Genomic DNA, 13,482 nt, shown 5'->3' with positions numbered 1-13,482 from the left:
ACAAAAAAAATTTTTTTGTCAATAAAACGATTTTTGAATGGTTAGACGGCTATTCTGCTACCCGCTCTAAGATCGAGGCAGTTTTCCTGATAGGATTCTTTAAAAAGATTCTGCGCGGATCCTCCCGTGCAATGAGCTGGACCAGCACGCTTAACGTCGAGGGCTTGAAATTCTTTTATAATGACATTAATATCATTTTTGAAATGGTGCAAAAGGTGAAAACCACCCAAAACAAAATCGATCGAATCTTTTGGAAATGAACTTTTTATCTCCCTTAAGATTTCAACAATGCCTGGATGGGCACATCCGGTAACAACGCTAATATTTTGATTTCCCCTTAAAACAATAGACTGCTCAAAAATAGCCTGATCTTTGTATCGCCCCTCTATCTGCCCGGTCGTCCAAATGCGATCTGTAATTGGCAAAGGACTCACACACTCAACAATATTAGCGTTGGTAGACTCAAGTTTGTTAATGAATTCATGTGAAAAACCAGGGCAGATATAAACAGTGGCGTTTTCTATTTTTTCCAAAACCCACCAAAGCCCTCCAATATGATCCCAATGGTCATGCGAAATAACAATATGTTTGATCAAAGAAACATCAACACCAAAGGCCTGAATATTTCTTTCTAGACTCAAACCATCTGCACCCGTATCAAACAATACATCATCCCCTAAAAGACAAGAAAATCCCAAGCCCGACTGAAAACTAGAATTAATACTTTGATTATCAAAAAGAATTCTTATTTGCATATCTTAATCGCTTTTGTTGGACACACATTCTGACAACCAGCAAGTTTGTCGCATTTGTTTTCATCAATGACTTTGCATTTGCCCGAATCTTTATCTAAATAAAGTATTTTCTCCAGGCACAAATCAACGCAAGCAGAGCAACCAATACAATTTTCTTCATCAATAATTACGATTTTATTCATGTTAAGCCTTCGCCCTCATCTGACAAAAAGAACTCATTAAAACAATATTCCCAACAGAAACACCAGCATTTCTTGCCACAACAGGGCACTTAGCTTTAAAAAGAAAATAAATCAAGTGACTCTCTAATGCACTAAGCGTTTCATAGTTTCCCTGACCTTTACTTATAATTAAATTAGATTTATTGAACATATCAACAAATTGAGGATCACACTCACCTAAAATTGTTCCAGGCGCATCTGATCCACTTGAAATCACTTTAGCAATTTTATCAATGCCGCATTCCAGTGCGTCCTCTATCAAAGCATCATTAATAATCGGCTTTTCTCGAACAACATATGTTATTTTCTTTGTCTTCGATAGCTCTTCAATTAAAATCCTATCAAAAACCACCTCTCCCGCATTATCAGCCAAATAAAGAATTTCATCTGTTTCCGCTAGATCACTTTTAAATTTCTCATACTGAAAAACTATTTTATCCTCATCAGAAAAATCTTTTGTAAAAAGATTATCAATTTCTTTTTCAATGTCTAAAGAATTTTTTGCCCCATAATCAATAATATTTCCAGATATGGCAATCTCTAAAGCTGTTAAAAGCCGATCAGAAGATTTTTTGACCTTTTCTTTTAGCCTTGAGTAAAGAGATAACGCCATGGCATTGCTTTTCTTTTTAATTTGATAATAAGGATCTTGACGGCCCATTTTCCTTTCGATCATTCGATAAATATTTTGAGCCATTTGAGGTGGCGGCATAGAAAAATCAATGCTCTCAATCAAACCTCTGGCCTCTTTAATAATTTGTTCTTGTATTGCCTTGTCTTTTGTCACAAGATAAGCGGCTTCATCGATTTGCCGAATAAAACACGGAACGCATTCTTTGTATGTCAGCATCTAAGCTCCTTAAAAAATAATCTTAAATATATAGCACAATCCTATAAGAAGAATAAAAACACCGCATATTCTTTTAAATATTTTTTTATCGATTCCTACAGAAACAGCAGGCCCGATTTGTGCGCCAATAAAAACACACGCTAAAACACCGATGACAGTTGAAAAATCAAGCAAATGTTCTGCCGTGACAGCCGATATACGGCTAACAAACCCCAGCAGACCTGACAAAAAAACAATCATAGAGGATGTTCCTACCGCCATATGAGGCGAAACCCGTAAAAGCCCAATCATCATCGGCACTTCAAAAACACCCCCGGCTACCCCGGAAAGACCGCAAAAAAATCCAACGAAAGCCGCCAAAGGAGATATTGTAAGCGGATCAAAATTCGATTTCTCTAAAGGAATTTTCTTATGAAAATACCTCGAAAAAGCGCTAAGCGTATTTAACGTCCCAACAGGAAAGCACAACGAAAGTCCAGCTAAAATAAGCGTTAAGCCTAAAATAAATTTAGTTTGTCCCGGGTTTACAAGTCCGATCATAAAACCGGATACAAAAACCATAGCAATAAGTGGGAATCCCAAGAAAACAACGAGCTTCCAATCAATCTTTTTAAATTTCAAATACTGTATAGCTGAAGATCCCGCAGTGACAAAAATACACAAAAAGCTTAAGAATGCCGCTTGAACAGGATCTCCTAAGAAAAACATAAACACCGGCATATAAAAAAGCCCGCCCCCTAAACCAAACATCGAGAAAATAAGAGCAATTAAAAAAACACTTAAAAACAACAACATTTATTCTCCTTGGCGAAACACAAACGGTTTAGCTGCATCATTGCCGCAACGCCAGCGATGGTCACACCATAAAAAATAACCTTTTTCTTATCTTTAGCCTCTAAAATAGAATCAATCGTTGCGTTAACAACTGTTGAACCTGTTGCCAAAACAAGGTCTGCCCAATCCAACGATGAAATCAAATCCTTGTTTCCGTCTAATATTTTCTGACCAAAAAAAACTTTTCCTATATTGTCTTGATCTAAATCTAAAACTTTAAGATCATATTGCTTGGAAAATGCATCCACAAAAGCGGGCTGAAAACCAACAAAACAAATCTTTCTTACCCGCGGATATTCTTTCTTAATTAATAACACCGATTCCTCGGCGCATTGCTGAGGCTCTTCGTCACGACAATGAACCGTATTATGGGTCTCCCCTAAAAATCGGCACAACGCATTAATGGTTGCCACTTGCAAAGCCCTACGATAATTATTATTAGAAGGCATTTCAAGAATTTCTTTTAAGCTTCCTTCAAAACCGCCGTGCATGTCTGTAAAAGCATGGCCCAAGCATCCACGAAAATTTGCCTCAACAATTCTTTCTTTTCCTTTAAACAATGGAAAATCGTATTTTTCAGGATTTCCAATCGCTTCTTGCGGCGACAAAACCTTTGCGCAAATCTTTATATTTTGATCTAGAAATTTAAGATCATAAAGATTCTTGTAAATCTTTTTAATTGTTTGACTGAGTATCATTCTTGTTTTTCTCAATATTATACTTTGGGCATTTTTTTACATCATAGCTATCTCCCGGAGCATGTGATTTTGTAAAAACACATATTTTACAATCACAATCATCCGACGGGCCAACACCATAAGCTTGTTTGATCTTTAAACTATTTGCTTTCTTTTCTTTCTTCATAACACCACCTCTTATAAAGCAAAAAATCCCTTTTTTACTCTCTCCCAAATTTCAGAAAAGCACTTTATTAAATCTTGATTACCATTCTCAATCACTGTTTTTCCCTGCGAAACAGATTCAACAATTCTTTTGTCAAAAGGAATTTTTCCAATAACCTCAATATTTGATTCTAAAGAAAACATTTCAATCTTCTTTGTCATGTCTTCATTTAAATCAAACTTATTAATAATCATTTTTACTGGAACCTTAAAATGATCTGCAACCTCCATAACCCTTTTAGCATCATGAATCCCTGAAACCGTAGGCTCAGAAACAATAATTGCGCAATCAACATCAGACAAAGAAGCGATCACCGGGCAACCTATTCCGGGAGAACCATCAACAATAATCCAATCCACATTATTCTTCTTGGCCAATTCTTTTGCTTTTTGCTTAACCGTTGCAACAAGCTTTCCAGAATTTTCTTCAGCGATTCCAAGCTTGGCATGAACAAATAAACCAAAACGAGTATTGGAAACAAACCATTGACCCGACAAATTTTCTTTCATTTCAATAGCACCAGATGGACAAGCCAACGCACAAAAACCACATCCTTCACAGGAAACAGAATCAATAAGAAATTTATCACTCAAAGTATCTTTTTTGATCGCCTCAAAACGGCATAAACTTTGACATAACCCACACGAACAGCATTGATCCTTGCTAATAAAAGCAGTCTTTCCGCTTCTAAACTCATGAACTTCCTGACTTTCAGGATTTAATATCAAATGCAAATTAGCAGCATCAACATCACAATCAACCAGAATTTTATTCTCAGCTAACGAGGCAAAAGCAGCAGTCACGACTGTCTTTCCTGTTCCGCCTTTTCCACTAATGATTAAAATTTGCTTCATTTTCTCGCCTTTATTTTAATACTTTCCCACAATTCTAAAAACTTCTGTCGATATGATGGAATCTCGTCGATAATCAGCGAACCTTTCGAATAAACTCTAGCAATTTCCCTATCAAAAGGAATTTTCATTAAAATATCGATATCTTGATTTTCGCAATACTGAATCGTCTTATCGTTTCCTAAATCAAACCGATTAATAATAACGCCAAACGGAATCTTTAATTTGCGCAAAACTTCAACGCCAAGCTTTAAATCGTTTAATCCAAACGGCGTTGGCTCTGTAACCAAAACTGAATAATCGCTTCCTTTTACAGACTCAATCACAGGACAACTTGTTCCTGGAGGGGCATCAATAATCGTTATGAAATCTTTTTTAATATATTTTTTTACTTCTCTGATAACCGGCGGAGCCATGGCCTCCCCTATTTTCATCTTACCCGTAATAATCTCAAGGTGATTCTTTGTCCCCTTTTGAACAATTCCTATTTCTTTTTTCTCTTCACTAATCGCCTTATGAGGACAAAAATATTGACAAGCTCCGCAACCATGACACAAAGCAGAAAAAACAAGATGCTTCTTACCGAAAACAGCAATCGCATTATAGGCACACACCTCTTGACACCTTCCGCACAACTTGCATTTTTCAGCATCAACTTTAGGAACAAGAGTAAAAACCTTATTTTCCTGATTTATAACAGGATCTAAAAAAAGATGTGCATTTGGCTCTTCAACATCACAATCTAAAAGCTGGCAAGAAATTCCTAAGACAGAAGCAAGATTTGTTGCCACCGTCGTTTTGCCTGTTCCCCCTTTGCCACTTGCAATTGAAACAATCACGATTTTCTTCCTGTCTCTTTTGTTGCAACCAAAGTTTTTTGATTTTTAGTGCTTATCATTTGAACTTTAAATCCTGCTCGATTAAAAAATCTTTTCATTTCAATCCATGGAACATCAAAAGCCTTGTGAATATTCCCTTCTTTTTTATGAATATCAGAAACAACCTTCAAGCCCGTTTCATTAAAATCACTAATAACAATTTTTCCGTTTTCTTTACACAGGCGGACAAATTCACTCGTCACATCAAAACAACTTTTAATATGATGGAAAGTATTGATGCAAAAAATGCAATCAAAACTTTTAGGATCAAAAGTAAAATTGCAAGCATCCTCAATACCAAATTTAACTTTTCGCGTAAGCCCAAGAGCCTTAAGATTGTCTTTGGCAAACTCCTGCTCCTCAAGAGAAATGTCAACACTGGTAAAATGATATCCCTGTGCAGCTAAAGCCATCGTAAAATATCCTTTGCCAGTGCCAACTTCCAGGATTTTTTTACCAATAGGTTCAGTCTTAGAAATAATCAAATCACGCTCTTTAATAATATCGTATCCAAAACGCTCATAAATTTTGCTTCTCTTTAAGAAATCTTGTATTAAATCTTTTGTAGCAACACTCACTTTAAGCTCCAGATTTTGATTCAACATTAGGATCTTGCGTAATAGAAAAATTACCTTCTTTGTATTTCTCAACAGCCTCTTTAACAGAGCCTGTGGCACCTAGACAAAACTTGATCCCAGCAGCATTCAAAGTCTCGCTCGCATTAGGACCAATATTTCCTGTCAAAACACATTCAACACCTTTATCTGCCATCAGTCTTCCAGATAAAACGCCAACCCCTCCAGTGCCAGCAGCATTAGCATTCTCAAGCACTTCAAATTCTAATGAATCAGTATCCACAATAAGAAAATATTGTGCACGCCCAAATCTTGGATCAACAGCTGATTCTAAGCTTACCCCTTGTGATGTTACGCAAACTTTCATAATTCTCTCCTTAAATAAATATCTGACTTACGAGGTGACTAAAATTCTCAACGACGAACGTCAAATCAACCTATATGAATTTATCCCACGCGCATACATATCGAAATCCTTAAATTTTTATCTTTTATTCATCCGCGTGATCACATTCTGTTTTATCGAGACCATAACCCTTCCCAGAGCGAGGAATACAAGGACTATCATCGCTTTCAAGGCTATTTTGCAAGAATCCTTCAATTGTTTTTTCAATAGAAAGATCAACGCCTAAAATTGGCTTTATATTCTTTGCTAAAAAAAGCTCACGAGCCCTTTGCCCCATGCCTCCAGCAATAATACAATTAACACCTTTGTTTCCAAGAAATTCAGGCAAAAAACCTGGATGATGACCTGGATTTTCAATAGACTCCTGACTAACCAACTCATTGTCTTTAATTTCAACTAAAGTAAAGCTAGGACAACGTCCAAAATGAGGAGAAACACGATCTCCTTCTGTTGATATTGCAACTCTCAATACACTCTCCTTTTAAAGATTTGTTAACTATTGATTCGAATCCTGAATTTGCTTTTTTACAAAAGCAAGCTCTTGCTCTAATATTTTAGCCTGCTGCTTTAAATCCTCAACACCTGAAACAGACACATTGCCTTGAGGTTGCTGAGCTCTCCAAGCAAAACCTCGACCTAAACCAAGCCCTCTTCCAAGGCCTCTTCCAAGGCCTCTTCCAAGGCCTCTTCCAAGGCCTCGGCCAGACCCAGTGCCCCTACCCATCACGCCCTGAGGCTGCCTCATTTGCACATTATTTGGATTTTCGACAACACAATTTCCCATTCCCCATCCTGTCATTTGCCCCATTCCTTGTGGGCCACTTCCGTCTCTTGCTGGCATTTTACCCTCCTTTAAATGAGCAGTTAAGTTACGGAACGCTAGTGAACGTAACTTAGAGCTGCGAATTTACTCCGCGCCCGAAGTGCGTCGGAGCTAATGAACACATGATTTACGTCACTAATATTCCGTAAATCATACGTGAGAATTTACCCTTAACGTGTAACGTTAAGGGTTTTACTGTTTCAATTTTTTAACTTTACCCCAAAAGCGCTTTTAAAGCGACTTAGGGGTTTCTGTAATCATCCTATCTGGCATTTCTCACAAAGACCATGAAAGTGAATGGTATGGTCTTGAATTTCAAATTTATATTTTTGACTTAATCCTTTTTCAACCTTTTGTAAAAATTCTTTTTCTTCGTCCATAAAATCTGCATAATCAATAATCTTAGAGCATTTTCGACAGACCAAATGATGGTGGTGTTCGTTTTTTCCTCCCCTTAAAAGCTCATAACTCGCCTTACCATTTCCAAAATGAAGCCTGGTCACCGCTCCCATTTCAACTAAAAGCTCTAAATTGCGATATACGGTTGTTAGCCCTATGTTTGGATATGTCTTATGAACCAACAAAAAAATATCTTCTGCGCTCAAATGTCCCTTTGCCTTAGCAAGAACATCTAGAATAAATTCCCTTGGCCTTGTAAAGCGAAACCCTCCGCCTTGAAATCGTCCTCGCCAGCATCCTTCACTTTGGCCCCGCATAAAATATCCTCCTTATTGATAATGATTATCATTACCAAGTATAGAACAAGCAGACCCATTTGTCAAATAAAAATATTTTGAAAATTTTGAACAATAACCCTATTAGTCTTTAAACATTTTTTGTGTTGTGCCGATCGGTGTTTTATACCGATAAACAACGTAATAACTTGAGACAACAAAAGTGATGATGGTGACAAGCTGAATGAATTGGGAAGCTTCTATGCTGATATGGTGAATGCTCAATGCTAAAAGCGACACCAGAAGAGAAAACTCGCTCAATTGACCTAAGCGAATGCCGGCTTCGGTTGCAAAAGACTTTTGTTCTCCTGAAAGCATCAGCATTCTTTTAAAAATATACGGTTTAGAAATAATAAAGACAAACGCGAGAATAAACGCCGGAATAAAAAGTTTCGAAATAATCGATAGATTAAATTCTGCACCTAAAGCAAAGAAAAATAACACAAGAAAAAAATCACGCAAAGGTCTTAATTTATCAGCAATAAATCGAGCAATAGGATGTTGGGCTAATGCCACTCCAGCAAAAAAGGCACCTGTCTCATAAAAAAGCCCCATGCGATTAGAGATCGCAGCGACTCCAAAACACCAGGCTAACCCAGTTATAAAAATCGCTTCGTGCAAATGATCAATTTTCTTTAATGTTTTACGCAAAGCAAAACGTTCAAACAAAAATGCAGCAGCAATCAACAAAACAAGCTTAAACAAAAGCCATCCGGTGTTCTCAATCGCAAGACTTTGATTATACGTCCCACGCAAGAATGCTAAAGCCCCAACAGCAATCAAATCTTGAAAAATCAAAATACTAATGCACACCGCCCCAATTCTCTCTTGATGCAACTTTGTCGTCGGAAGAAGTTTAACCGTGAGAATCGTGCTGGAAAACATTAACGCAATTCCAATCCAGACGCTATCGGTAAAAGAAAATCTCATAAAAAACGAAAATAAAAATGCTATCAAAAAAGACAGCGCGCAGTTGGTAATGGTAACAACTCCTGTACGCTTAAAAAGTTTGAATAAATGTTGAGGGTGCAAACAAAGACCTGCTAAAAACAAAAGAAGTGTGATGCCTAAATGGGATATAGCCTGAATAAAGTTGACTTCTTTGATAAGCCCTAATCCCCAGGGACCAAGGATAACCCCACAGAGAATATAACCTACAATGATCGGCTGACGCAAAAGAACCGCTAAGATTGACAGAATCCCGGTGCCTACTAAAACAACACTTAAATCAAAAATAAAATCATGCATAGAGGGTCTTAGTTAATAATTATCAATATTTTGTTAAAAATATTATAACATTAAAAATAAATAAATAGACACAAGATTAACTTTATTATATTTATTTATCTTTGCCTTAAATCATTTTTGGTTTGATAAACTTCTCTGCTTTTTTTAAATTATTTCTCAAAAATTTTATCCAACCACTTATTTTTAATTATTTCATTATCTTGAATCTGGCCGTTTCCCCATCCCTGACCTTTGAACATAGGAATTTTCTCCCAATCCCAATTGATGTAGCAGATCATTGCAATATTATTCTGATCAACAAAATCAAACAAGCGCTGATACCAAAACTTCCATGATTTTTCACCTTGCTCGACACCTACCCCTAGTGGCGTTGCCTCAGCGATCATCACAGGTTTATTGTGTTTTTGTGCAATATTTACAATGCGCCTCATGTTGCCCTGACTAAAAGCATCAAAAAATGAGATGCCAACCCAATCCACATAATCGTCGCCAGGATACCAACGTTCAACATCCCCAGTTACAAAACCACCATATGAATGCCAGACATACAATACATTGTTAACGCCTAGTTTCCTTAAGCGATTAACAATATATCGATAAGCTTGAATATACGCTAACGGCTCATAATGATTTTCTGGATTATCAAATTCATATCCAATACGTAAATAAAACTTCGTTTTTGAATTCTTTTTAAACCAACTCGCTAACTTAGAAATATTTTTATCATATTTTTCATCTAAAATTTCTCTTAATGCTCCTACGATATAAAATCCAATCTGAATCTGGGCATGGGGATATTGATCAATTAACGCTTGTGCGTATTGAACTCCAGATCCAACATTAGAAGGAGAATCAAGCCCTTCAAGATTTTGGATAGATGTGTATGCCATAAAACCATCGGGAACATGACCAACATCGCTAACATACGCATTAATACTTTCAACATTTTGTCCAATAAAAATAAGTAGGATGTTTTTACGCTCTTCAGCTGCTGAGGAACGTAAAAATAAAATAAGAAAAATAATAAAGAAAATTACCTTTTTCATAAACTTTAAGCCCCTCTGTTTTATAAAATATTTCCAATCAGATTAAAATCTACAAAGAATAAAATTAATAATTAAAAAGATGAATAAGTTCAAATTTCTCTTGGCAAGCTTCATTGAGAGCCTTTAAGACCTTTTTTCTCGTCGATGGCGTTAGCCATCGGCCTTTCGAAGCACGAACAACCATCTTATGTGTAATTTCACCTTTCGAGGCAACCACAAGGTCATGGGACTTTAGACCATGCGTATCTAATATTTCTTTTATCGGCTGTTCGCCAAGATTACGCTCCATGACGTCCTAGACTCCAATATCTTCATTCCAAAGTTTTGCGTTATTTTGAATAAAATTCTCCATCAAAGAAATGCATTCCTTGTCTTGCAAAACTTCAACCGAAACTCCTCGAGATTTCAAAAACTCTTCTTCTCCCATAAAGGTCTTGTTTTCCCCAATTACAACATGTGGAATTTTATAAAGAATAACCGCGCCCGAACACATCGCGCATGGCGAAAGAGTCGTGTAAAGCATGCATTCTTTATAAATCGACGCCGAAAGACGCCCGGCATTTTCTAGAGCATCCATTTCTGCATGCAAAATCGCACTTTGTTTTTGAACCCGTCGATTATGTCCTCGACCAATAATCTTATTATTGTGAACAATGACAGACCCAATAGGAATGCCACCTTCTTGTAATCCTATTTTTGCCTGTTCGATCGCAGCTTTTAAATATTCATTCATTACTATCCTTTTTTAAAAAATTAAGACAATTCCTTTTAAAATCACTCTTTGGCATTACCCAGAATAATAACAGCCCGATTTAAATCCAAATATTCTTTTGCCAAACGCTGAATATCTTTAAGGGTAATCTGATCAATAAGCTTTTCATGCTTCCTAAAATTATCAAACCCTAGTCCATAAATTTCATCTACAGCTACACGAGAACTTAATGCTCGATTTGTTTCAAGCTGCGCTTGATATGTTTCCTTAAGATGATTTTTGATCTTATCTAGCTCCTCTGGGGTTACAGATCCCTCTTGAATTGAAAGAATAATGCCTTCCATTTCTTGTTGAGCTTTACGCACATGCTGCTGGTCAGTTAAAACATAAAAATAAATAAATCCTGTGTCCTTAAATTCTACCGAGCGACCTCCCAAAGAATAAGCCCAACCATATTCATCACGAATATCATGAAACATCTTTCCATTAAAAGAACCAATCAAAGCTGACAGAGCATTGATTCCCCAGCGATCCGGATAACTTGCTCCCACGCCCTGAAAACCCATAAGCACAATCGCCTGATTTTTATCAAACGTCACGTTTTTAACAGTCTTGGCTGCAACGCTCTCAACTGTGTGCTGCGGCAACTCGCTTTTATTCTCTAAAAGTGTGCCAAAAGTTTTTTTAACCATCTGAATAGCTTCGTCCTCACGAATATCCCCAAAAACAGTAACAACCATGCGTGATGGCGCACGAAGATTTTGATAAAATCCTTCAATATCCAAACGGGTTATCTTTTTAATAGATTCAAAACTTCCTTCTGTTTCATTCTGAAATGGGTGACCCTTAAAAAGAATTTCTTTAAGTTCTTTTGAAGCTAAATAAAAAATATTATCCTTCTTTGCCTTTATCTCTGAGACAACAACATCTTTTTGTTGCTGTAGTTCGTCCTCTGAAAAAGTCGGATTAAACAAAATATCTTTTGCTAGATTTAAGCCTACACTAAAATCCTGTGACAAGCATTCAAAGCTTAAACCCAAAATATTTTTATCGCAAAAAGTATCAAGTCGAATCCCTTGAGCTTCTAACTCTTGAGAAATATCACTAGCCGTGCGTTTCTTTGTGCCCTTGTTCAAAAGCTTTGACGTTAAATAGCAAATTCCGGAAAGACTTTGAGAATCAAAAAACTGTCCACCTTCAAAAAATGCATTCATGGAAACAACAGGAAACCGATGATCCTCCTTAACAAAAATCCTTAAGCCATTAGCTAAAACAACTTCTTTAATTGCGGGCATTTCAGTTCTTAACTCGTCTTTAACCAAGACTGATTCGCCTGAATTTAACGGCGCTAAAATAGCAAGATTTTCCTTTTCTGGATCTAAATACTTTTGAGCAACTTCTTTGATATCTTTTTGAGTTAGCTTCTCAATGCGATCTAGATAATGCTGCGAGAAATGATAATCATCCGCCATGCCTTCATCGTACGCCAAGCTAAAAGCCAGCGCTGGCGCGCTTTGATGATCTAAATAATAATCACTCTTAATTTTCTTTTTTATTCTTTTAAGCTCATCTGCGCGAATACCAAAGCGCCTAATCCGTTCAATTTCCAGACGAATATTTTCAACAACAGCGTCTTTATTTTTATAATCACATTTCGCTTCAATCTCAAGAATTCCTGAATCAACAAGCGTATAATGATTCGCAGAAATAGAATAAACCAGGTTCTTTTGTTTAAATAAATCAAGATAAAGTCGACTACTCTCTCCTACCCCTAAAGCAGAGACTAAAATATCTAAAGCAAAAACATCTTCACTTAACAAGCTCGCTGTCGGAAATGCCATATCAATACGCGTTAAATCGGTCTGATATTCTCCCTTAGAATAACGTGCAAAAAGTTGCTCTGGCTCTTTGGGCAGATTCCTTGCTATTTCTGGCTGCCGCTTAAAATCAACAAAAGCACTTTTGACTTTTTCAAGTGCAGCAGCAGACTGTATATTTCCAACAACAGAAAGAACAATATTATTAGGCGCATAATGTTTTTGATAATACTGAACCATATCTTTCTGCTGAAGGTTTTTTAAGACATCCCTATACCCAATAATCGGATGACGATATGGATGCTTTTTATAAAGGGCTTGGAGCATCATGCGAGAAACAATAAAATCTGGCGAATCTTCATACATATTTAGCTCAGACAAAACCACATCTTTTTCTTTCCTAAATTCTTCTTCATCAATCACTGCGTGCATCAACATATCAGAAAGAACATCAAGGCCAGTCTCAAAGCGGTCAGCAGGAACTTGAATAGTAAAAATTGTGTAATCCCGACCCGTTGATGCATTGATAGAGCCTCCGGCACCCTGAACTTCCTGCGAAATTCTTCCCGGCAAGCGAGATGGTGTCCCTTTAAAAATCATATGCTCCATAAAATGCGTTACGCCGCTTCCTAAAAATTGCCCTTCGCTAGCAGACCCTGTTTTGACTAAAGCATACAAGCAAACCGACGGACTAGAGTCAAACTCTTGAATCAAAACCGTTAGCCCGTTTTTAAGAACATGTTTTTCAGGCTTACCTGAAGAGCCCTGAGCCGTAACTGCAAAAATGCTCGAGAAAATGAATATAAAAAATATTTTTTTAAAAATCATA

Annotated in this window: 18 protein-coding genes; all 18 read right to left on the bottom strand. The window is 36.9% G+C overall.

Going from position 1 to position 13,482, the window contains the following annotated elements; translation table 11 throughout:
• Positions 1-41: 41 nt before the first annotated feature.
• Positions 42-755 carry an MBL fold metallo-hydrolase gene (locus PHY73_01290; GenBank protein MDD3374342.1) on the bottom strand — a complete coding sequence of 238 codons (714 nt, stop codon included), beginning with the start codon at positions 753-755 and terminating at the stop codon, positions 42-44.
• Positions 746-937, bottom strand: a complete 192-nt coding sequence (locus PHY73_01285; GenBank protein ID MDD3374341.1) for a 4Fe-4S binding protein — start codon at positions 935-937, stop codon at positions 746-748. The genes PHY73_01290 and PHY73_01285 overlap by 10 nt, the downstream gene beginning before the upstream one ends.
• 1 nt (position 938) lies before the next feature.
• Complete coding sequence (locus tag PHY73_01280) at positions 939-1,826, bottom strand: ARMT1-like domain-containing protein (protein ID MDD3374340.1); 888 nt, start codon at positions 1,824-1,826, stop codon at positions 939-941.
• A gap of 9 nt (positions 1,827-1,835) precedes the next feature.
• Positions 1,836-2,621, bottom strand: coding sequence for a sulfite exporter TauE/SafE family protein (locus PHY73_01275; protein ID MDD3374339.1), 786 nt, complete (start codon positions 2,619-2,621; stop codon positions 1,836-1,838).
• Positions 2,606-3,358 carry a DUF364 domain-containing protein gene (locus PHY73_01270; protein ID MDD3374338.1) on the bottom strand — a complete coding sequence of 251 codons (753 nt, stop codon included), beginning with the start codon at positions 3,356-3,358 and terminating at the stop codon, positions 2,606-2,608. Before PHY73_01270 ends, PHY73_01275 begins: the two co-directional genes overlap by 16 nt.
• Positions 3,336-3,524, bottom strand: a complete 189-nt coding sequence (locus tag PHY73_01265) for a hypothetical protein (GenBank protein MDD3374337.1) — start codon at positions 3,522-3,524, stop codon at positions 3,336-3,338. Before PHY73_01265 ends, PHY73_01270 begins: the two co-directional genes overlap by 23 nt.
• Before the next feature lie 11 nt (positions 3,525-3,535).
• Entirely contained in the window at positions 3,536-4,417 is an 882-nt protein-coding gene (locus PHY73_01260) for an ATP-binding protein (protein ID MDD3374336.1), read from the bottom strand.
• Positions 4,414-5,253 carry an ATP-binding protein gene (locus PHY73_01255; GenBank protein MDD3374335.1) on the bottom strand — a complete coding sequence of 280 codons (840 nt, stop codon included), beginning with the start codon at positions 5,251-5,253 and terminating at the stop codon, positions 4,414-4,416. Before PHY73_01255 ends, PHY73_01260 begins: the two co-directional genes overlap by 4 nt.
• Positions 5,250-5,870: a class I SAM-dependent methyltransferase gene (locus PHY73_01250; protein MDD3374334.1), complete on the bottom strand. Its 621-nt coding sequence runs from the start codon at positions 5,868-5,870 to the stop codon at positions 5,250-5,252. The genes PHY73_01255 and PHY73_01250 overlap by 4 nt, the downstream gene beginning before the upstream one ends.
• A gap of 1 nt (position 5,871) precedes the next feature.
• The gene (locus PHY73_01245) at positions 5,872-6,234 is read right to left on the bottom strand and encodes a NifB/NifX family molybdenum-iron cluster-binding protein (GenBank protein ID MDD3374333.1); all 363 of its coding nucleotides are present in this window, start codon (positions 6,232-6,234) and stop codon (positions 5,872-5,874) included.
• 124 nt (positions 6,235-6,358) lie between these two features.
• Positions 6,359-6,742 (bottom strand): NifB/NifX family molybdenum-iron cluster-binding protein, encoded by a 384-nt coding sequence (locus tag PHY73_01240; protein ID MDD3374332.1) that lies wholly within the window; start codon positions 6,740-6,742, stop codon positions 6,359-6,361.
• 27 nt (positions 6,743-6,769) lie between these two features.
• Complete coding sequence (locus PHY73_01235) at positions 6,770-7,114, bottom strand: DUF5320 domain-containing protein (GenBank protein ID MDD3374331.1); 345 nt, start codon at positions 7,112-7,114, stop codon at positions 6,770-6,772.
• A gap of 239 nt (positions 7,115-7,353) precedes the next feature.
• The gene (locus PHY73_01230; GenBank protein MDD3374330.1) at positions 7,354-7,812 is read right to left on the bottom strand and encodes a Fur family transcriptional regulator; all 459 of its coding nucleotides are present in this window, start codon (positions 7,810-7,812) and stop codon (positions 7,354-7,356) included.
• 102 nt (positions 7,813-7,914) lie between these two features.
• Positions 7,915-9,078: a cation:proton antiporter gene (locus PHY73_01225; protein MDD3374329.1), complete on the bottom strand. Its 1,164-nt coding sequence runs from the start codon at positions 9,076-9,078 to the stop codon at positions 7,915-7,917.
• Positions 9,079-9,227: 149 nt separating this feature from the next.
• The gene (locus tag PHY73_01220; GenBank protein ID MDD3374328.1) at positions 9,228-10,124 is read right to left on the bottom strand and encodes a glycosyl hydrolase; all 897 of its coding nucleotides are present in this window, start codon (positions 10,122-10,124) and stop codon (positions 9,228-9,230) included.
• A gap of 64 nt (positions 10,125-10,188) precedes the next feature.
• Positions 10,189-10,413 (bottom strand): hypothetical protein, encoded by a 225-nt coding sequence (locus tag PHY73_01215; GenBank protein MDD3374327.1) that lies wholly within the window; start codon positions 10,411-10,413, stop codon positions 10,189-10,191.
• 6 nt (positions 10,414-10,419) lie between these two features.
• Positions 10,420-10,857: a nucleoside deaminase gene (locus tag PHY73_01210; GenBank protein MDD3374326.1), complete on the bottom strand. Its 438-nt coding sequence runs from the start codon at positions 10,855-10,857 to the stop codon at positions 10,420-10,422.
• 41 nt (positions 10,858-10,898) lie between these two features.
• On the bottom strand, positions 10,899-13,481 hold the full coding sequence (locus tag PHY73_01205) for a pitrilysin family protein (GenBank protein ID MDD3374325.1): 2,583 nt from the start codon (positions 13,479-13,481) through the stop codon (positions 10,899-10,901).
• Between the last annotated feature and the right edge of the window lies 1 nt (position 13,482).

Source organism: Candidatus Omnitrophota bacterium (genome assembly GCA_028693815.1).
Classification (GTDB): Bacteria; Omnitrophota; Gorgyraeia; order Zapsychrales; family Aceulaceae; genus Aceula.
Note: the sequence above shows the minus strand (reverse complement) of the source record. Positions and strands in the feature narration are given on the sequence as shown.